The organism is Actinoplanes hulinensis (assembly GCF_019429605.1).
Lineage (GTDB): Bacteria > Actinomycetota > Actinomycetes > Mycobacteriales > Micromonosporaceae > Actinoplanes > Actinoplanes campanulatus.
In genome coordinates this window covers 153,866-178,866 of record NZ_JAHXZI010000004.1, presented here as the reverse complement: position 1 = coordinate 178,866, position 25,001 = coordinate 153,866, and the positions used below count along the sequence as shown (strand labels likewise).

At 71.9% G+C, this 25,001-nt stretch carries 20 protein-coding genes; 8 read left to right on the top strand and 12 right to left on the bottom strand.

The window, feature by feature from the left end; genetic code table 11:
* Positions 1-30 precede the first annotated feature (30 nt).
* On the bottom strand, positions 31-852 hold the full coding sequence (locus KZ829_RS09255) for a metal-dependent hydrolase (RefSeq protein WP_183217707.1): 822 nt from the start codon (positions 850-852) through the stop codon (positions 31-33).
* A gap of 113 nt (positions 853-965) precedes the next feature.
* Positions 966-1,391 carry a DUF1707 SHOCT-like domain-containing protein gene (locus KZ829_RS09250; RefSeq protein WP_220143437.1) on the bottom strand — a complete coding sequence of 142 codons (426 nt, stop codon included), beginning with the start codon at positions 1,389-1,391 and terminating at the stop codon, positions 966-968.
* Between the two features lie 227 nt (positions 1,392-1,618).
* Here KZ829_RS09250 and KZ829_RS43910 point away from each other — a divergent pair, with 227 nt between their 5' ends.
* Together KZ829_RS43910 and KZ829_RS09240 are read left to right on the top strand one after the other, a co-directional pair.
* Positions 1,619-2,896, top strand: a complete 1,278-nt coding sequence (locus KZ829_RS43910; protein WP_220143436.1) for a sensor histidine kinase — start codon at positions 1,619-1,621, stop codon at positions 2,894-2,896.
* The gene (locus KZ829_RS09240) at positions 2,893-3,564 is read left to right on the top strand and encodes a response regulator (protein ID WP_220143435.1); all 672 of its coding nucleotides are present in this window, start codon (positions 2,893-2,895) and stop codon (positions 3,562-3,564) included. The genes KZ829_RS43910 and KZ829_RS09240 overlap by 4 nt, the downstream gene beginning before the upstream one ends.
* A 43-nt stretch (positions 3,565-3,607) precedes the next feature.
* Here KZ829_RS09240 and KZ829_RS09235 read toward each other — a convergent pair whose 3' ends face one another.
* Both KZ829_RS09235 and KZ829_RS09230 read right to left on the bottom strand, forming a co-directional pair.
* A complete protein-coding gene (locus KZ829_RS09235; RefSeq protein ID WP_220143434.1) occupies positions 3,608-4,102 on the bottom strand; it encodes an NUDIX hydrolase in 495 nt (164 codons plus the stop codon).
* A gap of 10 nt (positions 4,103-4,112) precedes the next feature.
* Positions 4,113-5,558, bottom strand: coding sequence for a GGDEF domain-containing protein (locus KZ829_RS09230; protein WP_308285402.1), 1,446 nt, complete (start codon positions 5,556-5,558; stop codon positions 4,113-4,115).
* A gap of 145 nt (positions 5,559-5,703) precedes the next feature.
* Here KZ829_RS09230 and KZ829_RS09225 point away from each other — a divergent pair, with 145 nt between their 5' ends.
* Positions 5,704-8,325 (top strand): MGH1-like glycoside hydrolase domain-containing protein, encoded by a 2,622-nt coding sequence (locus KZ829_RS09225; RefSeq protein ID WP_308285401.1) that lies wholly within the window; start codon positions 5,704-5,706, stop codon positions 8,323-8,325.
* Positions 8,326-8,368: 43 nt separating this feature from the next.
* A complete protein-coding gene (locus KZ829_RS09220; protein ID WP_220143432.1) occupies positions 8,369-9,103 on the top strand; it encodes a hypothetical protein in 735 nt (244 codons plus the stop codon).
* A gap of 4 nt (positions 9,104-9,107) precedes the next feature.
* On the opposite strand, the gene KZ829_RS09215 is transcribed toward KZ829_RS09220, so the two are convergent.
* From KZ829_RS09215 to KZ829_RS09205, 3 genes are all read right to left on the bottom strand, one after another.
* Complete coding sequence (locus KZ829_RS09215; protein WP_220143431.1) at positions 9,108-9,380, bottom strand: hypothetical protein; 273 nt, start codon at positions 9,378-9,380, stop codon at positions 9,108-9,110.
* Between the two features lie 176 nt (positions 9,381-9,556).
* Positions 9,557-11,371 carry an anthranilate synthase family protein gene (locus KZ829_RS09210; protein WP_220143430.1) on the bottom strand — a complete coding sequence of 605 codons (1,815 nt, stop codon included), beginning with the start codon at positions 11,369-11,371 and terminating at the stop codon, positions 9,557-9,559.
* Between the two features lie 219 nt (positions 11,372-11,590).
* The gene (locus KZ829_RS09205; RefSeq protein ID WP_220143429.1) at positions 11,591-11,824 is read right to left on the bottom strand and encodes a hypothetical protein; all 234 of its coding nucleotides are present in this window, start codon (positions 11,822-11,824) and stop codon (positions 11,591-11,593) included.
* A gap of 181 nt (positions 11,825-12,005) precedes the next feature.
* Between KZ829_RS09205 and KZ829_RS09200 the strand changes: the two genes are divergently transcribed.
* Positions 12,006-12,383, top strand: coding sequence for a response regulator transcription factor (locus KZ829_RS09200; RefSeq protein WP_220143428.1), 378 nt, complete (start codon positions 12,006-12,008; stop codon positions 12,381-12,383).
* On the opposite strand, the gene KZ829_RS09195 is transcribed toward KZ829_RS09200, so the two are convergent.
* Positions 12,377-14,569: a glycoside hydrolase family 3 C-terminal domain-containing protein gene (locus KZ829_RS09195; RefSeq protein WP_220143427.1), complete on the bottom strand. Its 2,193-nt coding sequence runs from the start codon at positions 14,567-14,569 to the stop codon at positions 12,377-12,379. The two genes, KZ829_RS09200 and KZ829_RS09195, sit on opposite strands and share 7 nt — an antisense overlap.
* Before the next feature lie 98 nt (positions 14,570-14,667).
* Here KZ829_RS09195 and KZ829_RS09190 point away from each other — a divergent pair, with 98 nt between their 5' ends.
* Positions 14,668-15,282: a TetR/AcrR family transcriptional regulator gene (locus KZ829_RS09190; protein ID WP_220143426.1), complete on the top strand. Its 615-nt coding sequence runs from the start codon at positions 14,668-14,670 to the stop codon at positions 15,280-15,282.
* Here KZ829_RS09190 and KZ829_RS09185 read toward each other — a convergent pair.
* Entirely contained in the window at positions 15,272-16,516 is a 1,245-nt protein-coding gene (locus KZ829_RS09185) for an NYN domain-containing protein (RefSeq protein WP_183217729.1), read from the bottom strand. The two genes, KZ829_RS09190 and KZ829_RS09185, sit on opposite strands and share 11 nt — an antisense overlap.
* 95 nt (positions 16,517-16,611) lie before the next feature.
* On the opposite strand from KZ829_RS09185, the gene KZ829_RS09180 reads away from it, so the two are divergent.
* Entirely contained in the window at positions 16,612-17,115 is a 504-nt protein-coding gene (locus KZ829_RS09180; protein ID WP_220143425.1) for a hypothetical protein, read from the top strand.
* On the opposite strand, the gene KZ829_RS09175 is transcribed toward KZ829_RS09180, so the two are convergent.
* From KZ829_RS09175 to KZ829_RS09165, 3 genes are read right to left on the bottom strand one after another with little or no spacing between them, the layout of a single operon-like run.
* Complete coding sequence (locus KZ829_RS09175) at positions 17,102-18,880, bottom strand: vWA domain-containing protein (protein WP_443611881.1); 1,779 nt, start codon at positions 18,878-18,880, stop codon at positions 17,102-17,104. The genes KZ829_RS09180 and KZ829_RS09175 overlap by 14 nt on opposite strands.
* An 11-nt stretch (positions 18,881-18,891) precedes the next feature.
* A complete protein-coding gene (locus KZ829_RS09170) occupies positions 18,892-19,953 on the bottom strand; it encodes an AAA family ATPase (RefSeq protein ID WP_220143424.1) in 1,062 nt (353 codons plus the stop codon).
* Between the two features lie 42 nt (positions 19,954-19,995).
* Positions 19,996-22,128: a sigma-70 family RNA polymerase sigma factor gene (locus KZ829_RS09165; protein WP_220143423.1), complete on the bottom strand. Its 2,133-nt coding sequence runs from the start codon at positions 22,126-22,128 to the stop codon at positions 19,996-19,998.
* Positions 22,129-22,422: 294 nt separating this feature from the next.
* On the opposite strand from KZ829_RS09165, the gene KZ829_RS42810 reads away from it, so the two are divergent.
* Positions 22,423-24,444 carry a DNA polymerase IV gene (locus KZ829_RS42810; RefSeq protein WP_308285400.1) on the top strand — a complete coding sequence of 674 codons (2,022 nt, stop codon included), beginning with the start codon at positions 22,423-22,425 and terminating at the stop codon, positions 24,442-24,444.
* The last annotated feature ends 557 nt before the right edge of the window (positions 24,445-25,001 follow it).

Here is a 25,001-nt window from a genome sequence, read left to right as displayed (position 1 = left end):
CCGCGGAGTGATCCGCGGCCCGGCCGTGCATCAGCGACTGGCCCAGACGTCCAGGTTGAAGCGCTCCAGCAGGCTCGGGACGAACAGGCCGGCGATGGACAGCAGCGCGATCACGGTGAACGCGGTGCGCAGGATGACCACCTCGACCTTGCCGCCGACCTTCACCGCCATGCTGTTCGGGATGCCGACCATCATCCACATGCGGCGCTTGACCGGAATCGGCCACATGATCGGCACGCCGTTCTTGGTGATCATGTCGCCCAGGATGTGTACGAAACAGCCCACCCCGACCGCCAGCCCCAGCAGCGGATATCCGCGGTCGCTGGGCAGGTTCGCCGCCGTGAACCAGGCGATCAGAGCGGAACACAGCGTCACGATCACCCAGCCGGCCCGCTCCGCCCAGTCGTCGAACAGGCCGCGCAGCGCCAGGCCACCCATGAAGAAGACGATCCCGATCACCGCCCAGTAGCCGTAGCGGTCGGCCAGCGCCGTCGTGCCCCAACCGATCAGGGCACAGAACGGCAGCGTGTGGGTGAAGGTGCGGTGGCCGTTGTCGCGGCGCGGGTCCCGGCTCAGCTTCGTCGCCGTGTAGACGCCCAGCGAGAACTTCTCCACCACCTCGGCCACGAACAGCGACGCCACACCGAACGTGCGGGCCACCGTGGCGCCACCCTGGTTACGGGTCACCTTGCCGGAGAGATCCAGATCGGGCAGCAGGGCGCCACCGGCGCAGATCGCCGTGCCCACCGCCACCTCCAGCGGCGTCTGGCTCACGTTGGCGAACTGGTCGAGCGCCCAACTGCCGGCCAGCCAGGCGGCCGCGCCCGAGAGCGCGTGCGACGGACCCATCATCTTCTCTTGTCCCTCCCCGAACAAACTGGCCCACTCTGGCAGAGTGAACGGAGAAGATCAACGACCGTCGTGTCCATGTCGGAGTGGGGTCGGCCACCCGACACTTCCGGCGATCAGCGGCGGTGGTGGTGACCGAACGTGTACTCCGGCCGCCAGCGGCCGTAGGCGGCGTGCTTGACCAGCCCCATTACCAGGAACATCAGCGGGATCGCCGGCCAGAAGAAGCCCGAGCCCGAGATGATCCACAGTCCGGTGAGGACACCCGCGAGGATCATGATGAAGCTGGCGTGCCGCCACAGCCACCGGCGTGTCGTGGCGCGCGCCTGCGGGGTGCGGGCCAGAGCATGCCGGCCGCCGCCGGGCAGATCGGCCGTCAGCGACGTCAGCTCGTCGCGGTGTTTCGCGGCGTACGCCGAAGCCAGCCGCTCCTCTCCCTCCACCATGTCGAGGCGGCCCTCGGCCATCGCGGCACGCAGGATCTCGGCGACCTGCTCCCGCTCGGTGTCGGAGGTGCGCAGGCGGGCCGGAGTGGTTTCCATGATGTCGTCTCCCTCGATCGCGTTTTCCCTGCACACCAGAGTGGGCGCCGGGAGGGGCGCGCGCGTCGGCCCGGCGAGGCATCCGTGCGGCGCATTCCGCGCCGTCGTCGATCTTTCTCGTACGCCCGGAGTCGTACCCGGCCCCCGGCGGATGCTCCCCGGGTCGTACCGGAGGGAGCTACCGCGCGGCGATGTGCGGGCCCGCACGGTGCCGTAGGTTCGGGTGCATGAGGCAGGCCGACGACTGCGGGCCGCGTGCGGTGGACCCGGCCGGGCCGCCGTGGCGGCGGGGCAGGCATGCCGGCTGGCCGCCCGGGGCCGCGGTGGCGGCAGCCATCTTCCACCTCGCGGGCACCGGCGAGCTGGCCGACGGGGGTGGCGTCCACCTCGCCACCGGGCCGCTCTACTACTTTCTCCTGCTCGCCGGGCCGGTGGCGCTGCTCTGGCGGCGACGCGCCCCGGTCGTGGCCTTCGCCGTGTCCGCGGCCGCGTCGATCGCCTTCGCCAGCCACGCCGAGCCGTACTGGATGTATGCGGTCGCCCCCGCCATCGCGCTCTTCACCCTGGCCAAGCAGGGCCGCCGGACCGCCGCCGTGATCGCCGCGGCCACCGCCTGGGCCGGATACCTTCTGGTCACCGTGGTCCTCGCCGGCCCGCTGGACCTGCCGGCCGGGGTCAGCCCCGGGCTGCGGGAGGTGACGCTCGCCGCGGCCGGGCTCGGCGGCGCGGTGCTCGCCGGCATGGTGTCCCAGGTGCACCGCGACCAGGTGGCGACCATCGCCCGGGCCCGGCGCGAGCGGGCCCGCGCCGAGGAGGAGCAGGAGCGGCGGCAGGCCTCGGAGGAGCGCCTGCGGATCGCCCGGGAGCTGCACGACGTCCTCGGGCACCACCTGTCACTGATCAACGTCCAGGCGGGAGTGGGTTTGCATCTGATGGACAACCGGCCGGAACAGGCGCGGGAGGCCCTCTCGGCGATCAAGACGGCCAGCGCGGAGGCGTTGCGTGAGGTGCGGTCGGTGCTCGGCGTCCTGCGTACCGAGGGTGAGGAGGCGCCCCGCCAACCGGCCCTCGGCCTGAGCCGCCTCGCCGACCTGACCGCAGGCGCCGGCTTCCCGGTGCGGACCCGTGTCGACGGCGAGGAGCGCGAGCTGCCCGCCGAGGTGGACCGCGCGGCGTACCGGATCGTCCAGGAGGCCCTCACCAACGTGCGCCGCCACGCCGGCCCGGAGCCGACCGTCCTGGTCGAGATCCGCTACACCCCCGGCGCGCTGATGCTGTCGATCACCAACACCGGCCGGGCGGCCGCTGCCGCCCCCCAGACCGGGGACCCGGCCGCCGGCGGCATCGCCGGGATGCAGGCCCGCGCCCACAGCCTCGGCGGGACCCTCACCGCGAGGCCGTCCTCCGGCGGCGGCTTCCTGGTCACCGCGGTCCTCCCCACCGGCCCCGGCGGCGTCCCACCCGAGTCGGCGCTGTCCGAGAACGGGCCGGGGGCGGAGCGGTGATCTCGGTGGTGCTCGCGGATGATCAGGCGCTGGTGCGGGCCGGGTTCCGGGCGTTGCTCGACGCGGAGCCGGACATCGACGTGGTCGGGGAGGCGGCGGACGGCCTGCGGGCGGTCGAGGTGGTGCGGGCCGCGCGGCCGGACGTCGTACTGATGGATATCCGCATGCCCGGGGTGGACGGCCTGGAGGCCACCCGCCGGATCGCGTCGGACCCGGCTCTCGCCGGCACGAAGGTCGTCATCCTGACCACCTTCGAGCTGGACGAATACGTCTTCGAGGCGTTGCGGACCGGGGCGTCCGGGTTCCTGGTGAAGGACACCGAGCCGGTGGATCTGCTGCGCGGCGTGCGGGCGGTCGCGGCCGGTGACGCGCTGCTGTCGCCGAGCGTGACCCGGCGGGTGATCGGTTCGTTCACCGCGGCCGCGGCCCGGGGGCGGCCGCCGGAGCCGCCGCGTGAGCTGGACCAGCTCACCGACCGGGAGCGGGAGGTGATGGTGCTGGTCGCGGAGGGGCTTTCCAACGACGAGATCGCGGCCCGTCTGGTGATCAGCCCGGCGACCGCGAAGACGCACGTCAGCCGCACGATGATCAAACTGGGCGCACGGGATCGCGCCCAGTTGGTGGTCTACGCCTACGAGGCCGGCCTGATCCGTCCCGGCTGGCTCTGAGGGCTGTTTCGGGGGCGTCGAGACAGCCCTGGGAGCCAGCCGGTCACCAGCCGGGGATCATGGTGTCGCCGGGTGGGGCGTACCAGGCGGGGCCCTCCTCGGCCAGGGACGTGCGGATGCGGTGCAGCGCGTAGGGGTTGAGGTCCGGGAGGGCGTCCAGCGGGAACCAGCCGACGGCCAGGGACTCGGTGTCGTTGACCCGGGCGGAGCCGGAGACCGCACGGCAGCGGAACCAGGTGTTGACCATCTGGCAGTGGTCGCCGTTGGGGTAGGTGACCTCGTGCAGCGCCACCCCGGCCAGCCGGTCGATCCTCACCCGGACCGACGTCTCCTCCTCCACCTCCCGGATCACCGTGTCGGCCGGCTGCTCGCCGGGATCCATCATCCCGGCGATCAGCGTCCAGCTCGCGTTGTCGCTGCGCTGGTGCAGGAGGATCTGGCCGCGGTCGTCGAAGACCACGGCGGTCACCGACGGGAACATGATCAGGCCGGGGCCGGTCTTGGCGCGCAGGCCGGTGACGTATTCGGAAGCTGGCACGTCGCCGACCTTAACCGGCGGGCGACAGGATGGCGCGGTTTCGGCCGGCCGCCTTGGCGGCGTACAGGGCCTCGTCGGCGTCGTGCAGCAGCGCCTCCGGGTCGGGGTGGACGGCGACGGCGGCGCCGATCGAGACGGTCACCGACAGCAGATCGCCGCCGATGTCGACGGGGAGGCCGGCCATCTCCTCGCGGAGACGCTCGGCGAGGGCGTAGAGCTCGCCGGGCCCGGTGTGCGGGGCCAGCACCACGAACTCCTCACCGCCGTAGCGGGCGATCACGCCGCCGGCCCGGCTGCCGGCGGCCAGGCGGCGGGCCACCTCGCGCAGGACCTGGTCGCCGGCCGGATGCCCGTACCCGTCGTTGACCTTCTTGAAGTGGTCGACGTCGATGATCAGCAGGCCGACGCCGTGGCCGGCGCGGCCGGCCCGGCGGCACTCGACGGCCAGCGCCTGGGTGAAGTGCCGGCGGGTGTGCAGGCCGGTCAGGCTGTCCGTGACGGCGGCCCGCCGCTGCGCCGTGACCAGGCCGTACATCCGGGCGAGCACGAGCAGGAACATGACCGCACAGGCCGCGCTGATCAGCGGCACACTGACCGGCTCGCCGCGCAGCCACTGGATGAACTGGACGCCCGGCGCCATCAGCACGGCGATGGCGAGGACACCGAGCCGTCCCGGTGACGCGTCCGGCAGGGCGGTGTCGCTGCGCTGGTCGAACCGGCGGATACCGGGATGCAGGGCGGCCAGGCCGAGCAGCCCGAGCGAGGTCATCCACATGGCGTCGAGGTACGACTCCTCGACCGAGCTGCCGTCGGCGATGCCCTCCACCGCGTACGCGGTGTCCACGGCGAACATGAGGGCGAGGCTGCTGAGCAGGAGCCAGAGCACGGGCCCGCGGGTGCCGGTGCCCATCACCAGGCGGACCGCCAGGATCAACACCATCAGATCCAGGACCGGGTACGCCGACTGCGTCAGTTTCGCGTTGAGCGGCAGCGCCGAGTCGGAGGTCAGCGGCTGGAGCACGTAGATCCAGACGAGCAGGCCGGCGCTGATCGCCACGACCAGGGCGTCGATGCCGCCCGGTATGTCCCAGCCGGGGGTGCGGCGCCGGATGAACACCAGCACGGCGGCGCAGAGCAGCAGGTAGGAGGCGAAGTACATGAGGTCGGCCGGGGTGGGTTCGAGGAACTCGCCGAGCCAGTCGTCACGGACCGTCATCCCGTCCGCGACGGCGTACACCACCTGGGCCGCGGCCAGCAGGAACCAGCCGGCCCGGTGTGACGGCCGGTGCCGGAGGGTGCCGATCAGCACGGCGACCGGCGTGCCGGCGCTGACCAGCATGTACGGCGCGACGGTCACCAGGTAGGAGGTGCCCGTCGTCCCGATGCCGACCCGCAGGGCGACACAGACCATCATCACACCGGCCCAGGTGAGTCCCGCCCAGAGTTCACGTCGCACGGTTAGGAGACTCCCGTGCCGGAGTTGCTCACCGGGTGCTGATCCGGGGGCGCTCTGGTGTCAGCGTCCCGGGGCTTACATGTTTGACATATGAGCGTGACAGTCTCAATGTGATCGACTTCGAAGGCTGACTTCAGGTATGGGGGTGGGGACGGACGTGTCGGAGCGGGTACGCCTCGCACAGGCCGATTCCGGTGAGCAGCCGTGGCGCGCGTGGGGGCCGTACCTCGCCGAACGCGCCTGGGGCACGGTTCGTGAGGACTACAGCGAGCACGGCACCGCGTGGGACTACTTCCCGCACGACCACGCGCGCTCCCGGGCGTACCGGTGGAACGAGGACGGCATGGCCGGGCTCTGCGACGACCGGCAGACGTTCGCCTTCGCGCTCGCCCTGTGGAACGGCCGCGACCCGATCCTGAAGGAGCGGATGTTCGGCCTCGGCGGTGACGGCGGCAACCACGGCGAGGACGCCAAGGACTACTGGTGGTACCAGGACTCCACACCCACCCACTCGTGGATGCGCTGGCGCTACCACTACCCGCAGGCCGAGTTCCCGTACGACGAGCTGGTCCGGGTGAACGGGCAGCGGTCGCGCGACGAGAGCGAGTACGAGCTGGTCGACACCGGGATCTTCGACGAGGACCGGTTCTGGGCGGTCACCGTCGACTACGCCAAGGCCGGCACACACGACGTCTGCATCGCGGTCACCGTCGCCAACCGCGGCCCGGAGCCGGCCACCCTGCACGTGCTGCCCACCCTGTGGTTCCGCAACACGTGGTCGTGGGGGCTGCCCAACCGTCCGGTCCCGAAGATCACCGGTACGCCGGGGCGGCTGTCCGGGCGGCACCGTTCACTGGGCCACATCACCCTCGACGGGCAGGACACGCCCCGCCCGCTGATGTGCGACAACGAGACGAACGCGCAGCGGCTGTGGGGGCTGCCGGGGCGCACCCCGTTCCCCAAGGACGGCATCAACGACCACCTGACGCTCGACATGCCGACGGTGAACCCGGCCGGGACCGGCACCAAGGGGTCACTGCACTACCGGGTGACGCTGGGGGCGGGGGAGAGCCGGACCATCCGGCTCCGGCTCACCCAGAGCGACCGGGAGCTGCCGCCGGCCGACCTCGGCGACGGCTGGACCGCGGTGATGCGCCACCGGCTGGCCGAGGCCGACGAGTTCTTCGCCGAGGTGCTGCCGGAGGCGGCCACCGGCGACGAGAAGGACGTGGCCCGGCAGGCCGTCGCCGGCCTGATGTGGGGCAAGCAGTTCTACCACTTCGACGTCAAGCAGTGGCTGCACGGCGACCCGGGCAACGCCCCACCGCCACCGGGCCGGCGCCACGGGCGCAACAACGGCTGGTGGCACATGAACAGCTTCGACGTCATCAGCATGCCGGACCCGTGGGAGTACCCCTGGTACGCCGCCTGGGACCTGGCGTTCCACTGCGTCAGCATCGCCCGCGTCGACCCGGGTTTCGCCAAGTCGCAGCTCCTGCTGCTGCTCCGCGAGTGGTACATGCACCCGAACGGGCAGATCCCGGCGTACGAGTGGTCGTTCTCGGACGTGAACCCGCCGGTACACGCCTGGGCCGCGTTGCAGGTCTTCAAGATCGACGGTGGGCGGGACTTCGGCTTCCTGTCCCGCGTGATGCACAAGCTGCTGCTCAACTTCACCTGGTGGGTCAACCGCAAGGACGTCGGCGGCAACAACGTCTTCGAGGGCGGCTTCCTCGGCCTGGACAACGTCGGACCGTTCGACCGGTCGGCCGCGCTGCCGGTCGCCGGGGTGCTGGAGCAGTCCGACGGCACCGGCTGGATGGCCATGTACGCGCTCAACCTGCTCGACATGTCGATCCTCCTGGCCCGGCACGACCGGGCCTACGAGGACATGGCCACCAAGTTCTTCGAGCACTTCACGTACATCGCGAAGGCGGCGTACCGGCAGGGGCTGTGGGACGAGGAGGACAGCTTCTTCTACGACGTGCTGCGCCTGCCGGACGGCCACCGGGTGCCGCTCAAGGCCCGCTCGATCGTCGGCCTGCTGCCACTGGCCGCCACCACCCGGCTCACCTCGGAGACCCTCGACCGGCTCCCGGAGATCAACTCACGGGTCCGGTGGATGCTGCATCACCAGGGAGAGTTCGGTGATGTGATCAGCGCCCGGCGCCTCGGCGGCGCCGACCGGCGCCGGCAGCGCCTGCTCAGCATGGTGGGTCAGGACCAGCTGCTGCGCATTCTCGCGCGCCTGCTCGATCCCCAGGAGTTCCTTTCCCCGTACGGGCTGCGCACCCTGTCCCGCGCCCATCTGGAGAAGCCGTTCACGGTGTCGCTGGGCGGCTCGGACTTCACCGTCGGCTACGAGCCGGCGGAGAGCACCAGCGGCCTGTTCGGCGGCAACTCCAACTGGCGCGGTCCGGTGTGGATGCCGGTCAACTACCTCCTGGTCCAGGCACTGCGGGAGTTCGCCGAGTTCTACGGCGAGGACCTGAAGGCGGAGTACCCGACCGGCTCGCAGCGCAAGGCCGGGCTCACCGAGATCGCCGACGACCTGTCCCGCCGCCTGATCGGGCTGTTCGTGCCGGACGCCGAGGGCCGCCGGCCGATCTACGGCGCCACCGAGCTGTTCCAGGCGCACCCGGACTGGAAGGATCTGGTCGCCTTCCCGGAGTACTTCAACGGCGACAACGGGGCCGGCCTGGGCGCCTGGCACCAGACCGGCTGGACGGCCCTGGTCGTCGACCTGATCTTCAACCTGAGGTCCTAGATTGATGATCATTGCTTGGGGTGGCCGTACTGGGGAGAGTTCCATGAACATGCGCATCACGCGACGGGCCGGCGCCGGAGTCCTGCTGGCGGCGGTGCTCGCGGCCGGCGGGTGCGGCCCCGCGGAGCCGGTGGGCGAGACCGCGAGCGCGCCCCCGAGCGCGCCCGCGAAGCCGAAGGACGCGACCGCCGCGCTGTCCGCGGCCGCGGGCGAGCTGACGAGGACCACCTACCGGATGAGCATGGACATGGCCGGGCAGGGCACGATGACCGGCTTGATCGACTCCAACAACAAGATCTATGAGTACGTCATGGTGAACATCGCCGCCGGAAAGACGTCCACCACGACGGTGCGGGCGGTCGGCGGAGTGACCTATGTGAAGGTGAAAATGACGTACGCGGACGGGCAGCCCGGCGCCGAGGGCAGGTGGCGCAAGGCCGCGGGCGACGACGGGTTCGGCAAGCTCGCCGGCGCCGACATCGCCGAGTCGACCAGGACGAGCCTCGCGTCGGCGACCGATGTTCAATGGGTCGGCGCCGACAGAGTCCGTGGCGTGGTGGATCTGGTGGAGATGATCCGGGCGAATGGCGAGAAGCCGCCGGCCGGGGCCCGCCCGGGCGAGGCGATGATGCCGTTCGAGGCGAGCTTCGACGACCAGGGCCGGCTCGCGAGCTACCGGTTCACCAAGGCCCCGGAGTCGTCGGCCGTCAAGTTCTTCGACTTCGGCGTCGCGGTCGACATCAAGGCCCCGCCCGCCGCGGAGATCGCGGCTCGCTGACGGGTCAGTGAGCCTGGGTGACGATCACCTCGGCCACGTGGCGCAACTGCTCGTGGTCGGGGTGGAAGCCGGCGGCGATGTCCGGGTGCAGGCCGGCCCTCGCCTGCTCCAGGAGCATGCCGGTGACCTGTTCGACGGTCTCCCCGGCGTACCGCTCGCGGACCTTGACGGTCGCGGCCTGGAGAGCGGAACTGAGCTGGTCCTCCAGGGGACCGCGCAGTTTCTCCTCCACCGGGTTGAGCGTGCGGGGGTCGAGAGTGACGTGCGGCTCGGCCAAGGTTCCCCTCCGGAGGTCGGCGACGCCAGCCGGATACCCGTACACCCGGCGACGGTAAACCCGGCAGGGCCGGCTCCGCCCCCGTTTCACCTCGAAGAGGTAGCCGATCGTGCGGGCACGGGGTCGGTGGCCCAAGGTGAGGCTCTCGATCACCTTGGACCACCGATACTGTTTCGCTACCCGGGAAGGGCCGGGCTAACCACGACGGACAGAAGCGGCGGCAGAAGTTCGCGGAGCACGTCGACGCCGTCGCGGCTGAGGACCGACTCGGGGTGGAACTGGACGCCCGCGAAGCCGGCGCCGCGCAGCGCGTGCACCGTACGGTCCGAAGGGTCGACGGCCAGCTCGACCGGCCCGTACGGCGACGCCGCCACCGGCTCGTCGGACACCGCCGAGAAGCTGGAGTAGAAGCCGACCCGCCGGACCGTCCCGAACAGGCCGACCTCCCGGGCCAGACCCTGGTAGGGCGAGTCCCGCCGGGCCAGCGACAGTCCCAGCAGCGAGGCCAGGATCTGCTGCCCGAGGCAGACCGCGAACAGCGGCCGCCGCGCCTCGAGCGCCTCCCCGGCGAGCCGGTGCAGGGCCGCCATCTTGGGGTCGGCCAGGTTCGAGGGGTCGCCCGGCCCGGGACCGAACACCAGCAGGTCGCCCTCCGGCAGCGTGGTCACCGACGTCCACGGCAGCAGGGTGACCCGCAGGCCGAGGGCCTTGAGCTGGTGGGCGAGCATGGCGGTGAACGTGTCCTCGGCGTCGACGATCACCGCGTGCCGGCCGGCCAGCGACGGCACGGTCAGCGCGCCCGGCGCCCGGGAGTCGAGCCAGAACCGGGCCAGCTCGTCGTTGCGGGCGGCCAGCAGCTCACGTACCTCCGCTGTCTGCGCCGTACCCCGTACCGGAAGGGGTTGTGAAGGGACCGCGCCCAGCGCGGAGAGCAGGCCGGCCGCCTTGGTGTGGGTCTCCGCCACCTCGCCCGCCGCTGTCGAGTGGCGGACCAGCGTGGCCCCGACCGGGACGCGCAGCGAGCCGTCGGGGGTGATCTCCGCGGTGCGGATGAGGATCGGCGCGTCCAGCGTCTGGCGGCCCTGCTCGTCGTGGTCGAGCAGGGCGAGCACGCCGGCGTAGTAGCGGCGGCCGCGGCGTTCGTGCCGGGCGATGACCCGGCAGGCGTTCTCGATCGGGCTGCCGGTGACGGTCGGCGCGAACATGGTCTCCCGCAGCACGTCGCGGACGTCCAGCGAACCGTGCCCGGCCAGCAGGTACTCGGTGTGGGTGAGGCGGGCCATCTCCTTGAGGTAGGGGCCGGCCACCTGGCCACCGTGTTCGGCGACCGTGGCCATCATCTTGAGCTCCTCGTCGAGGACCATGTAGAGCTCCTCGATCTCCTTCGGGTCGCGCAGGAAGTCGAGCAGGCCCGGGTAGCCGCCGTCGTTGCGGTAGGTGCCGCTGATCGGGTTCATCATGGTGACCCCGTCGGTGACGCTGACGTGCCGTTCCGGGGTGGCGCCGACCAGGATCCGCTCCCCGGTGTCGACCAGGAACGTCCAGTAGGTGCCCTGCTCCCCGGTGAGCAGCCGGCCGAACGCGGCCCGCGCCGCGGCGAGCGGATCGCCCACGACCGTGGCCTCGTAGACCCGGTGGATGACGAAGTTGGCGCCCTCGCCGTGCCCGATCTCGTCGCGCAGCACCTCCTCGACGATCCGGCCGTACTCGTCGTCGGACAGGTCGAAACCGCCGTCGCGCAGGGTCAGCGGCCCGGGCGGGAACGCGTCCAGGGGCTCTCTGCCGGCCGAGCGGACCAGCAGGCACTCCAGCGGGGCGCCGTCATCGACGCAGTCGAAACCGCGCTCGCCGATCTGCCGGTAGGGGATCACCGCCAGCACCGGTGTGCCGGGATGCAGCGGGATGTCGGCGAGCGTGGGGACGGTGACGACGTCCCCGGTCAGCACCTCGACGTGGTCGGCGCCGTCACGGTGGAGCAGGGCGAAGGGCATCGGGTCCTCTTTCGGTCGAGGACCGCCGGCCGAGGACCGGCCCACGAGAAACGGCCGCCTCGGAGAGGCGGCCGCGGTGGTCACGCGCGGGGGAAGGGGCCGCCGGTCAGGCGGGCCACCACATGGTCGATTTCGCGCGCATGCCGGGAAGCTTACGGCCGGGTGGCCGGTCGCGCCAGACCCGTCAGGCGTACGGCGTACGCCTCACGGGTCCGGCACTCAGCCGGCGAAGGCGAGCCGGACGGCGTCCCGGGCCCAGTTCATCCGTCCGATGGCACAGTCCGGGTCCTCGCCGTACTCCTGGGCGAGGATCTCGGCGCAGCCGGACTCGCCGAGCTGGTCGACCATGGTGAAGACGGCCGTCCGGATCACCTCTGGAGTGGGCTCCTGGGAGCGTTGCACGCTTGAGGCGAAGAGCGCTTCGCTGCGTACGTCGTCGATCACGGCGTTCATCGTTCCTCCCAGACGTTCGAGTTGCGCGGTAGTGGCCTTTGGAACAGCACACCGGTCGCCGGATGCATCACGGGCGCTCCCAGGTTGCGGGAGGGTTGCAGACGATATTCCTGATAACTCCCCACATAACCACTCTTATCGGTATAACGTGCGAGCGCAAATCGAAGATCGGGGGAGCCGCGTGACGACCGTCCTGGTGGCCGACGACGACGCCGACATCCGTGACCTGGTGGCCTTCAAGCTTGAACAGGCCGGGCTGGAGGTGCTCGCGGTCGGCGACGGGCAGACGGCCGTGGAGACGGCACGGGCCCGGCATCCCGCGCTGGCCGTGCTGGACGTGTCGATGCCGGGACTCTCCGGCATCGACGTCTGCCGGACGCTGCGGGCGGATCCGGCGACCGCCGGCACGCTGATCATCATGCTCACCGCCCGGGTCCGGGAGCAGGACATGGAGGGCGGGCTCGGCGCCGGCGCCGACGACTACCTGACCAAGCCGTTCAGCCCGCGCGAGCTGGTCTCCCGGATCCAGGACCTGCTCGCGCGGGCTGACCGTCAGTAGTTGGCCGCGGCCACCAGCTTCTCCAGGTCGCCGGCGCTCAGCGGGCTGCCCGGGAACGCCGCCAGCCGCGCCAGCGGCAGGCTGGCCAGCATCATCAGCATCTCCGGGTTGGCGGTCATCGCCGACATCGGGCCGTCGCCCGCCGCCTCCGCGAACGCCGCGCCCAGCACCTCGGCGCCGCGCGGGTCGGCGAACCACTCGCCGACACTGGACTCGATGGTCAGCGGCACCCGGTCCGGGTCGCCGGCCACGTGCACGGTCACCGACGCCCGCACGTCCCGGGACGAGGCGCCCACCTCGATCAGGTACTCGCCACCCTCGACGATCCACCGGCCCAGCCGGATGTCCCAGTAGGCCAGGTCGTCGCGGTCGACGGTCAGGACGACGTCGGCGGTGTCCCCGGCCGCGACCGGCACGCCGGCGAACGCCTTCAGCTCCCGCGGCGCACGCCGCACCCGGGAGCCGGGCAGGCTCACGTACACCTGCACCACCTCGCGCCCGTCGCGCGTGCCGGTGTTGGTCACCGGGACGCGGACCTCGACGCCGGTCGCCGTCGCGGTGGCGCGAGCCGCGCCGTAGCCGAAGGTGGTGTACGACAGCCCGAACCCGAACGGGTAGGCCACCTCCTGCCCGCGCGCGTCGAAGCCCCGGTACCCGACGTGCAGGCCCTCGCCGTACCGGACGTGGCCGTGCTCGCCCGGGAAGTCCAGGTAGGACGGATGGTCGGCGAGCTTCACCGGAATCGTCTCGGCGAGCCGGCCGGACGGGTTGACCCGCCCGAACAGCACGTCGGCGACGGCGCTGCCGCCGGCCTGACCGAGCAGCCAGCCCTCGACCAGGGCGGGCACCTTCAAGTCCCACGGCCGGGTGGCGAGGACCGCGCCGTTGGAGAGCACCACGACGGTCCGCGGGTTGGCCGCCGCCACCCGCTCGATCAGCGTCACCTGCGTGTCCGGCAGGTCGATCGAGGTGCGGTCGGCGCCCTCGGTCTCGTGGACGCTGCCGGCGAAGACGATCGCCACGTCGGCGGCCTTCGCGACCGCCACGGCCTCGGCCAGCAGGCCCTCGTCCGCGTCGCCCTGCACGGTGTAGCCGGCCGCGAACCGCACCTCGCCACCGGCCGCCGCGGTGATCTCGGTGAGCGCGTCGTCGAGCCGGGTCGGCGTGATCTGCGAGCTGCCGCCGCCCTGGTAGCGCGGGCTGCGCGCGAACTCGCCGATCACCGCGAGGGTTGACGAGGAGCCGAGCGGCAGCAGGTCACCGTCGTTCTTCAGCAGGACGATCGCCCGTCCGGCGATCTCCCGGGCCAGCGCGTGGTGCGCTTCGGCGTCATAGCCGCCGGCCGGTCGCTTCCCGGCCTTCACGATCATTTCCCGTACGCGCTCCGCGCTCTGCCGCAGGAGGGCCGGGTCGAGGTCGCCGGACTCGACGGCCGCGACCAGGGCGGCATCGCCGTCCGCGTCCGGCCCGGGCATGGTCAGGTCCAGCCCCGCCGCGACCGCCCTCACCCGGTCCACCACGGCGCCCCAGTCCGACACGACCAGGCCCTCGAATCCCCACTCTCCGCGCAGCACCTCGGTGAGCAGCCAGTGGTGCTCGCTCGCGTACACCCCGTTGATCCGGTTGTAGGCGCACATCACGGTCCACGGCTGGGCCCGGGTGACCACCCGCTGGAAGGCCCGCAGGTACATCTCCCGCAGCGTGCGGTCGTCGACGTCGGCGCTGATCCGCATCCGCTCGGTCTCCTGGCTGTTCACCGCGAAGTGCTTCAGCGACGCGCCGACGCCCCGGCTCTGGAGGCCGCGCACCCACTCGGTGGCCAGCACCCCGGTCAGGATCGGGTCCTCGGAGAAGTACTCGAAGTTGCGTCCGCCCAGCGGGGTGCGCTTGAGGTTGACGCCCGGCCCGAGCAGCACCGCCACGTCCTGCGCCCGGCACTCGTCGCCGAGCGCCTCGCCCATCCGGCGCAGCAGCTCCGGATCCCAGGTGGAGGCGCTGGCCACGGCCGGCGGGAAGCAGGTGGCGGGCACCCCGGCCAGCAGGTCACCGTCGGTGGCCTGCATGCGCACCCCGTGTGGGCCATCGGTGACGGTCACCGCGGGGATGCCCGCCGACTCGACCGGCGAGGTGTGCCAGAAGTCGCCGCCGCTGGTGATCGCCGCCTGTTCCGAGGTGCTGAGGTCCATCGCCACCCACCTTACTGAGTACCTACTAGGTATTAACTGCCCCGAAACATAGCCAGGTCAGAGGCGGTCCGGCAAGAGGTTGCTGATAGGAAAGAGCAGTGCAGACCTCCCCAGAGTTCCGGCGCGACCGCGCCCGGTTACCGGCCGCCGAACGGCGCCGGCAGATCCTCGAGATGACCACGAGGCTGATCGCCGAGCGCGGCTTCTGGGGGCTGTCCATGCAGGACGTGGCCGACGGCTGCGGCCTCACCGTGCCCGGCATGCTGCACCACGTCGGCTCCAAGGACAGCCTGCTCGTGGCCGTCCTGGAATACCGCGACGAGGAGGACGCCCGCTCCCTCGCCGGGAAGCTCGGCCTGCCCGTGCACCAGCTCTGGGCCGAGGAGCCGCGCCGCGTCACCCTGCCCGAGGTCTGCTCGGCGCTCGTCCGCCGCAACGCCGAACAGCCCGAGATCGTCCGGCTCTTCGCGGTGCTGGAGGCCGAGTCGCTGGCCCCCGGCCACCCGGCGCACGGCTACTTCAAGACCCGGCAGCGGCGCACGCTGGACCAGTTCGCCGCCCTGGCCGAGGGCGACGTGCCCGGCCCGCGCGAGCTGGCCGTCCAGGTGGTCGCCCTGATGGACGGCCTCCAGATCCAGTGGCTGCGCGAGCCGGAGACGATCGACCTGGTCACCGCGTGGGACGCGGCGGCGGCCCGCCTGTTCAGGCCTTAGGGTCCGGTGCTCCGAGCCAGGAGCGGACCTCGGCGCACTCCTCCTCGGTCAGCGCGATCGCGGCCGCCTCGGCCCGGTTCAGCACGTTGTCCGCGAACGCCGTCGCGACCTCCTCGGCGTTCGGCGGCGGCGTCCGGTAGAGCGGGGCGCCGCCGAACGCGGTGCCCCGGGTGACGAACGCGATCGCCGACCGGCTCACGTCGACGCCCTGCTCGGCCAGCGCGTCCCGGGCCCAGCGGGTCGCCTCGGTGAGGTTGAAATGGTGGCCGGCCGCGTAGTCGGCCAGCGCCTGGTAGACCGGAGGCCACATGTCCCGTGGCAGTCGCGGCAGGCCGAGCGGGGCGCTCAGCCGGACCACCGGCTCCGGTGCGGAACCGGCGCCGCCCGCGGTCTCCGGCGGCCCGTGCCGGCTGTCGTCCCACACGAAGTGGTTGGAGAACTTGGCGTGCGGCAGCCGCAGGCTCTCCAGCGCCCGGACGAACCCGCCGAACCCGAACCAGTTCGACTCGTCCACCCCGGTACCGAGCTGGCGGCGCAGGTCGTGGGCGAGCGAGGCCAGGTTGAGCGGGCCCGGCGCCGCCGTGAACCGCCAGGTGACCAGGTCCCGGAACTGGTCGAAGGAGGCCGGCTGCTCGGGCTCGCCGGGCGCCGTCACCACCACCGGCTGCTCCTCGCTCTCCACCGGCTCGCCCTGCACCAGCTCCAGCAGCTCCTGGCTGGTGATCAGCCGGTCGGCCACCGAGGTGAAGGCGAGCGCGGCGTCGGCCGGGGAGACGATCGTGGTCCGCCGGTCGGCCCGCCGCAGCCGCACCAGCAGCGGTGTCATGTCCGAGTCGCCGGACGCGATCACGAACTCGTCGTGCTGCACCGGATCCCCGAGCGCGTCCACCGCGTCGACCACCATCCGGATGTCGGCCGCGTTCTTCGTGTGTGTCAGCCGCGGGCAGTCGATCACCTCGAAGCCGGCGTTCACGAAGTACGGCCGGAAGCGCGAGTAGTAGAGCCGCTGCATCCCGGCGGCCGGATCGGGGTGCGGTACCCAGCCGCCCGGATTCATGTAGCACCGCAGGATGAGCCAGCGGCGTGGACCGTCCACGGTCAACGACGTGGTCAACCGGGACAACCAGGCGCCCGGCTCCTCGGCGAACTGGATGGCGACATCCGGGTCCTGCCTGATGAGGGCGCTGAACACGTTGTCGAAGTCCAGATACAGTGCAGCGCGTACGCGAGCCATGACCGAAACCTACCCCGCGTCGCACAACACGGGCGGCGGGGCCGCCCCGGAAGACGGTTGACTCCGGTCGAAGCCCTGACGATCGGAGCAGACCGTTGCAGCTCGCCCAGGTCCTCGACGTGATCGAGGCGCTGTTCCGGGCCGCCGCCCACCCGGAGATCGAGGCGGTGGAACGCTTCGGCGCGGGCACCGCACCCGGCGGCCCGTCCCCGGCCGGCGTCCGCATCCGGTACGGCGACGGCGCGCTCGCGTACCTCTGGGGTGCGATCTGGCCGCAGGAGACCGATCTGCCGGTGCCGGACGTGCTGCCGCCACCCGCGGGCCGCCGGCCGGACCGGGTGGCGGTGCTCGCCGTGATGCTGCTCGACGCCGCCCGCCCGGCCGCCTTCCGCTCCTGGCAGCTCGTCGCGCTGGCCGACCTCGGCCCCGGTGGGGAACGCGGGAAGGCGCCGCGCGGCGTGCGGATCGTCTGCGCCGACGGCACCTCGCTGCTGCTGCGGGCCACCGCGGCCGGCGGCCCGGACCGGGCCCCCTCGCGGGAGCCCTATCCGGACTACCGGATCCCCTCCGGCCTCGGCGCGGCCCTCAGCGCAGGCTGAACACCTCACCGCGCGGGGTGAACGGCAGGCGGGCGCCGCGCGGCATGAGGTACGCGTGCGGCCGCCGGATCCGCAGCACATCGCACTCACCGTCGGTGATCACCAGGATCGGGCCCTCCCGGGGGAAGTCGTCCGCGCGTTCCAGCAGGTCGATCGCCGGCTGGAGGCGGGTGCCGCCCCGGCCGCGCACCCGCACCCGGCCGGCGATGCCGTCGACCGGCAGGTAACCGGCGTCGTACGCGGCCGCGTCGCAGAACACCACCCGGGCGGCCGGCACGTCCCGGGCGGTGGCGTACGACGCGATCGCCCCCAGCGCCTTACCCATCAGCTGATGGCTCATCGAACCGGAGGTGTCCACCACCACGCCGAACGTCTGCCGCCGGACCAGTTCCTCCGGGCGGTGGCGGCCGGGGCGCGGGATGTCCGGGGTCGCCGACTGGCGGCGGGACGGGCGGGCGTAACTCCGGACCGGCTCCACCAGCGGCACGTGTTCGTCGAACCAGCGGGCCAGCCGCACGTCCCACGGCAGCGGCGGCTGCTCCAGCACCCGGATCTCGGCGACCAGCCCGGACGGCAGATCCCCACGGCCACCACCTTGGTGGTACGCGAACCCGGTCAGCAGCGCGCGGCGGCAGTACTCGTCCAGGTCCACGCCACCGGCCCGGCGGCCGGCCCATGGCAGCGGCTCGCCCAGCATGTCCCCGGCGCCCTGCCCGCGCAGCGTCGCCAGTTTCCGCATCCGGCGCAGGTCACCGGCGATCCGGTCGTACACGTGCTCGGCGGAGGCGCCGGCGAACTCCGGATCGTGCAGCGTCCCGTCCGGCATCACCCCGACCCCCATCTCCACGAGCCAGCCGTTGATCACGAAGTCGCAGGCCACGTTCCACAGGTACGGGTCCCGGCCGCCCACCCGGTCGGCGTGCCGCAACGCGACGTGCAGCAGCTCGTGCGCCAGCACGAAGCGCCACTCCTCCTCGCTCAGCGACCGCCACGGGTTCACGTAGATCTCGCCCGCCTCGGCCGAGACCGCCGCGATCGCGATGTCCTGGCTCTGCGCCAGCACGCCGTCGGCCACCAGCGTGAACCCGGCCGCCACCCCACCGAGCAGCGGGTACGACCCGATGAACCAGCCCATCGCCCGCTCCGCCGGGCCCCGGTGGCGGGCCGTGCCGGTGATCGACCCACGGGCGCCGCCGGCCACCTCCACCCCGGCCATGGCGGCCGCCGACAGACCCGACGCGAAGCGCTCCGGCCAGGACGGCTCCGCCCCCGGCCGGAACCGGACGGGGGCGGGATCCAGGTCCGGGGGACCGGCGAACCCGTCCGGCACCCCCTCCCGGCGCCAGCGGGCGGCCAGCACGGCCTCCTCCGTCGTCGGCAGCAACTGCGGCAGCGGGTCCGGCTCGCGGCCCAGCTTCACGGCCCGCTGGAACCGGGTCACCGCCACGCAGGCCGCCGCCCGGAACGCGGCGTCGTGCTCCACCGCCGGATCGAAATGGTCGAAACCCAGGTGCAACAGGCAGTGCGCGAGCACCCAGCGCCACTCCGCCTCGTCGAGCCGACGGGCCCGGCTCGCCGTGATCCGGCCGTCCATCGTGACCCGGGCGGTCCCCGGGACCGGCGTGGCGACCAGCGTCAGCGACGCGTCGGGGCGCGGGTAGCCGCGGGCCCGGGTCATCGGCGCGAACAGCGGATGCCCGCTCAGCTCCCGCCACGCGGCGTGGCAGGCGAGCGTGTTCGGATCGGTCTCGGCCGGCTGCGGCACGCGGACCACGGCTACGCGCGGGCCGCGACCAGGCGCGGCAGGTCGCGGCTCACCTCGACGAGGAACCAGCCGGGCAGCACCGGGCCGCCGTCGGCGTCCGGCGCGATCACCAGGCGGCCGCACTCCAGCGACAGTTCGGCCAGCTCGACCAGCATCGCCTTGGCCCGGTGCGCGAACTGTCGCACGTTGGCGGAGACGTGCGTCTTGTTCGCCGGCAGATCCTTGACCAACCGGGCCCGGAACGCCTCGGCGAGGAAGTAGAGCAGGTCCCGGTCGGACGGCGCGGACGGCCAGCCGACATCGCCGCGGACGATCGCGTCCAGCCCGTACCGATGCCGGATGATCTTGACGTATCCGCCGAAGGCGGTGGCGTGCGCCGGGCTGAGCGTGCCCGCCGCGAGCAGGGTGAGCATCTCCTCGCCGATGCCGTCGCCGTAGGAGCGCAGGGCGTCGGAGAGCATGTGCCAGCTGCGCGGGGTGGAGAACGCCTCCTCCACCTTGGGCGGGGCGGACCACAGGTGATCCGGGCGCTCGGTCAGGTAACCGGTCACCCACGGGTGGATGCCGGAGCCCGTCGCCCACTCCAGCCAGTCCGCCCAGGACGCCCGCAGGTGGACGTGGATCAGACGGTTGACCAGTGCCGACGCCATCGGGCGGGCGAGCGCGTTGTCGCTGGAACGGTTGCCCGCGCCGATCACGATCGATCCGGCCGGCAGCTCGAACTCGCCGATCCGGCGGTCCAGGATCAGCGAGTAGAACGCCTTCTGCACCTCCGGGCTCGACGCGTTCAGCTCGTCCAGGAACAGGCAGTACGGCTGGTCACGGGCGATCGACTCGGGCGGCGCGAACCGGCTGCGCCCGTCCCGCAGCTCCGGGACACCGATCAGGTCCTCGGCGGCCAGTTGGGTGCCGACCAGGGTGACGCACTCCAGGCCCAGCGCGGCCGCGAAGTCACGGACCAGCGAGCTCTTGCCGATCGCGGGCGCGCCCCACAGGAAGACCGGCCGCACGACGGCCACGTGGAGCAGCAGGCCGGGCAGCTGGGCGGGGGTGACCGTGATCGCGGAGTGCATGGCGGACAGTCTGGCCCGTCCCGGTCCGGCCGGGCACGTGATTTACGAGCCGCTCATCGAGGCCCCGACGCCGTTTCCGGTGCTCAGATAGCCGGTGCCGGGCAGCTTGGCGGCCGCCGTCCGGGCGCCCTCGGCGACCGCCGGATCCACCGACCGGAACGTCGCCTCGGAGAAACCGGACACCTGCCAGCTGTTGCCGGTCGGCTCGGCGGTGCCCGACAGCGCCTGCTCGCCCCGGTCGTTGCCGATCGCCGCGTTGTTGCGCAGCACGGCCGGGGCGGTGGTCATCGCGAAACCCAGCCCGGTGTTCCGGAACGCCGTGTTGTTGCCCAGCTCGATCGCCCCGGTGTTGCCCTCGTCGACGAAGCCGTGGCCGTCGTTGCCCCAGGCGGCGTTGTGCCGGACCTGGTGCGCCGCGCTCACCGCCGGGGTGCCGCCGCCCACCGCGAAACCGTTCGCCCCATTGGCGTACGACCAGTTGTACTGCACCGACACCCGGCTGCCGAAGGCACCCAGGTTGATCCCGTCGCCACCGTTGCGGAACGACCGGTTGCCGCGCAACCGGTTGCCGTCGCCGTCGCCGAACTGCACCGCCAGCCCGGAGCCCCGGTTCGCGTAGAAGTCGCTGTCCAGCACCTGGTTGGCGGCCGTCCCGGCGTCCCGCAGCATCATCCCGGTGCCGGCGTTGTCGTGCACCGACAGGCGCAGGTAGACGTTGTTCGTACAGGACCGGCAGGTGTAGGCGGCGTCCGGCGCGCCGGTGATCTCCAGGTCCCGCATCGTCCAGTACGACGACTGCTGGGTGATCGCCCACTCGTCGGCCGGGATCGCCGAGGCGTCGATGACGGCCCGCTCGCCGCCGTACCCGCTGATCGTCACCCGCTTTTCCGCAGTGCCGCTCGTGCTGATCGTTATCGGACTCGTCGGGCGATGGGTGCCGCCGCGCAGCGCGATCGTCCAGCCCGGCCTCACCGCCGCCACGGCCTTCGCGATCGAGGCGTACGGGCGGGCCAGGCTGCCGTCGCCGTCGTCCGAGCCGCCCGGCGCCACGTAGATGTCCGCCTTCGGCACACCCAGCCCGGCTACCGGGCGCGCGGTGGCGCTGGCCCTGGCCGACGGCGCTTTCGAGCCGGCCGTGGCGGCGGGCCGCGACGGGGTGATGGTCTCCGGAGTGGCGGTGATGGTCAGCGACGGGCCGATGGCGGCGGGCGTCTCCGGCTCGTGGACCACGGCGTAGGTCAGGCCGCCCCCGACCGCGACGGTGGCCGCCACCGCGGCCGCCGCCAGGCTCTTGTGCGAGGCCAGCGACTGCACGTGGGCGACCAGCGAGACCCCGGACAGCGCGGCCGGCGCGACCGCCGCACCGCCCGTCGCCGCGGCCTGGATCCCGGCCCACAGCGCGACCGGCACCGGCAGCGCCGCGATGCCCAGCAGCAGCCGCTCCGGCGAGACCATCCCGCTCTGGTGGACGCGGCACTTCGGGCAGTCCCGTACGTGCCGGGCCAGGCGCTTGCGCCACACCGAGTCGGCGTTGCCGTCCCAGAACCGGATCGTCTGCTGCAACTCCGGGCAGATCGGCTTGGCGCGCAGCGCGCGGACCACCCCGCGGGAGAGGTCGAGCTGCGCCTTCATCCGCTGCACCTTGACCGCGGCGTGCTTCGGGTTCAGCTCCAGGGCGGCGGCCAGCTCGGCCCGGGTCAGGTCGCCGCGGGCCTCCTGCCACCACAGCCCGAGCAGCTCCCGGTCACGGTCCTCCAGCCAGCGGGTCGCCTCGGCCAGCTCCCGCCGCTGCTCGGCCACCACCAGCTCGGCGGTGGTGCGCTCGGCGAAATCGCCGACCGGGTCCGGCACGTCCACCGGCTCCGGGTGGCGGCGCATCAGGGTCATCTTGCGGGAGCGCAGATGCATTTGGACACGGCGGTACGCGATCGCCACCAGCCATGATCTGAAACGGTCGGGATCGCGGAGGGATCCGAGCCCGTTGATGGCCTGGAGCATGGTGTCCTGCACCAGATCGTCGACATCCGGATGCCCGTTCAGCGCCCGGCCGATGATGTTGTAGATCAGCGAGAGGTGACCGGTGATCAGCTGGTCACGGGCGGCGACACGGCCCCGCTGGGCATCGCGAACCAGGGCCGCGATGTCCTGTGCGAACGCAGTATGACTCTCCGTCACCGTCCCGCTTCCTTCGTCGAAGTGGCCCTCCGAAGGCCTGCAAATATCGAAGCCCGTACCTGTCGTCGATCGGGTCCGTGCCCGCTAGCTGCGACGATGTTCATCGATTTGTAATCGCGCCGTATCGTGGCACAGCTTTTCGGAACCTGTAAAGCTCGGTCCCGCGAGTTTTTGTTATCGCTCCCACGCTGTGGCATCTACTCTCCGCCACCTTCCCCCAGGGCGGCAGACAGGAGATCCCCATGTCCCGGAACAGCCGACGGGAATGTCGTACCCGGCGCATAGTCTGCGTTCGTGAGGGCGGAGCCGAGCATCCTGCACGTCGACCTCGACGCGATGTTCGCCGCGGTCGAGCAGCGCGACAAGGTCTCGCTGCGCGGGCGGCCGGTGATCGTCGGCGGCGTGGCCGGGCGCGGCGTGGTGTCCACCGCGTCCTATGAGGCCCGGGCCTTCGGCGCCCGCTCCGCCATGCCGATGGCCCAGGCCCGGCGGCTCTGCCCACCCGGCACGGCATATCTGTCGCCACGGTTCGCGGCCTACAAGAAGACCAGCACCGTCGTCATGAGCCTGCTCCAGGGCGTGTCCCCGCTGGTCGAGCAGGTGTCCATCGACGAGGCGTATGTCGACTTGGCCGCCGCCGGCCACGACCTCAGCCCGTCCGCGGTGACCACGCTCGCCCTCCGCCTGAAAGCGGAGATCGCCGAGGCCACCGGTGGCGTCACCGGTTCGATCGGTGCCGCCTCCAGCAAACTCATCGCCAAGATCGGTTCCGACCTGCACAAGCCGGACGGGCTGACCGTCGTCGTCCCCGGCGACGAACTGGCCTTCCTGCACCCGCTGCCGGTCAACCGCCTCGGCGGCGTCGGCCCGGCCACCGAGCAGCGCCTGCACCGCTCCGGCGTCCGCACCATCGGCGACCTGGCCACCGTCGCGCTGGACGACCTGGTCGACTGGTTCGGCACCGCCCACGGGACAGGCCTCCACCGCCTGGCCCGGGGCGACGACAGCCGCCCGGTGATCAGCGAACGCGAGGCCAAGTCGGTCTCCGCCGAGGAAACCTTCGACGTCGACCTCACCGATCCGGCCCAGCTCAACCGCGAACTCGACCTGCTCTCCGCCCGCGTCGCCGGCCGCCTCCGCAGCAGCGGCCTGACCGGCCGAACCGTCAACATCAAGGTCCGCTCCCCGGATTTCACCACCGTGACCCGCGCCTTCACCCGAGACCAGCCCACCGACGACGGTCGCCTGCTGGCCCAGCTGGCCCGCCGCCTCCTGGCCGAGGTCAACACCTCAGGCGGCGTCCGCCTCCTCGGCGTAGGCGTCTCCACCCTGGCCGACTTCGCCCAGGACGACCTCTTCTCCGCGGCCGCCATGCTCCCCACCCCACCGGTTCCCCCGCCCGCCGGCCCCGTCACCCGTCTCCCACCCGGCCCCGCCGTTCACGCCGCCACCACTTCCGCCACCACTTCCGCCACCGAGCCCGTTGCCGATTCGTCCGCGCAGTCCGCCGCCGGTTCCGTTGCTGATCTCCCAACTGGCTGGGCTGCTCACCCTGCCATCGGCTCCGTTGACCTCCCGCCGGGCTCGGCTGCTCACCCTGCCATCGGCTCCGTTGACCTCCCGCCGGGCTCGGCTGCTCACCCCGCTGGTTTCGTTGCTGCGCCTGCCGCCGGTTTCACTGCTCAGCCTGATGCCGACAGCTCTGCTCACTCCGCAGCCGGTTCCACCGGTCGGCACGGCGAAGAGTCTGTTGCTGGTTCCGCTGCTCAAGCGGCTGCTGCGACTGATGCGCATCCTGCTTTCGGGTCTGTCGCTCAAACCGCTGCCAGCTCTGTTGATCAACCGGTGGCCGGATCCGCTCCTATTTCGTTCGCTGATCCGTCTGGTGAGTTTGTTGCCGGCTCACCCGCGACCCGTCCCGGCGAGTTTTCTGATTCCTCCTCCACCGGCCTCGCTGATCCGATGGCATCAGCGCCCGACGGTCCGGCGGCGGGGACGGATTCAGCTTCCGCCGGCTCTCCACCCGCCCACTTCTCTGGTGTGGCCGCAGTCCCCACCGATGCGGGCCCCGCCACCGATGACCACACCGCCGGCCTGGGCAACGTGGCGGCCCCGGTACCCGTCTGGCGGCCCGGCCAGGATGTTCGGCACGACGATCACGGGGCGGGCTGGGTGTGGGGGAGCGGCCTGGGCCGGGTCACCGTCCGCTTCGAAGGCCCGCACACGCCCCCGGGCCCGGTCCGCACCTTTTCCGTCGACGATCCGCATCTGCATCCCGCCGACCCACCCGACTGGACTCTTCCACCCCTCCCTTGACCGGCAGTTCTTGGGCGTTTGCGGTTCCGGCCGCGTGGCCGGTCGCTCGAGCTGCGGGCGAGCGTCGGGGTGAGGCGCCTCCGTCCCCTCTTTGCCCCGCGGCTCGCGGATCTTGGACGTTTCCCCACCGGATGCGGTGGTTGGGCGTCCAAGGTCGGGGGCAGCGATGGCGGTGGGGCCTTCGTTTGCCGCGTGGCCTGCGGATTTTGGACGTTTGTCCCCTGGATGCGGTGGTTGGGCGTCCAAGGTCTGGGGGAGCGTGGGCTGGGGCCTTGGTCTCCTCTTTGTGCTGCGGTTCGCGGATCTTGGACGCTTTGCCGCCGGATGCGGTGGTTGGGCGTCCAAGGTCGGGGGCAGCGATGGCGGTGGGGCCTTCGTTTGCCGCGTGGCCTGCGGATTTTGGACGTTTGTCCCCTGGAGGCGGTGGTTGGGCGTCCAAGGTCTGGGGGAGCGTGGGCTGGGGCCTTGGTCTCCTCTTTGTGCTGCGGTTCGCGGATCTTGGACGCTTTGCCGCCGGATGCGGTGGTTGGGCGTCCAAGGTCGGGGGCAGCGATGGC

Bases quoted from the DNA above. Each gene is read 5' to 3' on its own strand.
- KZ829_RS09185 (WP_183217729.1), bottom strand. From the start codon at position 16,516: ATGGCTCGCGTACGCGCTGCACTGTATCTGGACTTCGACAACGTGTTC.
- KZ829_RS09220 (WP_220143432.1), top strand. From the start codon at position 8,369: ATGAACATGCGCATCACGCGACGGGCCGGCGCCGGAGTCCTGCTGGCG.
- KZ829_RS09255 (WP_183217707.1), bottom strand. From the start codon at position 852: ATGATGGGTCCGTCGCACGCGCTCTCGGGCGCGGCCGCCTGGCTGGCC.
- KZ829_RS09210 (WP_220143430.1), bottom strand. From the start codon at position 11,371: ATGCCCTTCGCCCTGCTCCACCGTGACGGCGCCGACCACGTCGAGGTG.
- KZ829_RS09205 (WP_220143429.1), bottom strand. From the start codon at position 11,824: ATGAACGCCGTGATCGACGACGTACGCAGCGAAGCGCTCTTCGCCTCA.
- KZ829_RS09250 (WP_220143437.1), bottom strand. From the start codon at position 1,391: ATGGAAACCACTCCGGCCCGCCTGCGCACCTCCGACACCGAGCGGGAG.
- KZ829_RS43910 (WP_220143436.1), top strand. From the start codon at position 1,619: ATGAGGCAGGCCGACGACTGCGGGCCGCGTGCGGTGGACCCGGCCGGG.
- KZ829_RS09170 (WP_220143424.1), bottom strand. From the start codon at position 19,953: ATGCACTCCGCGATCACGGTCACCCCCGCCCAGCTGCCCGGCCTGCTG.
- KZ829_RS09195 (WP_220143427.1), bottom strand. From the start codon at position 14,569: ATGGACCTCAGCACCTCGGAACAGGCGGCGATCACCAGCGGCGGCGAC.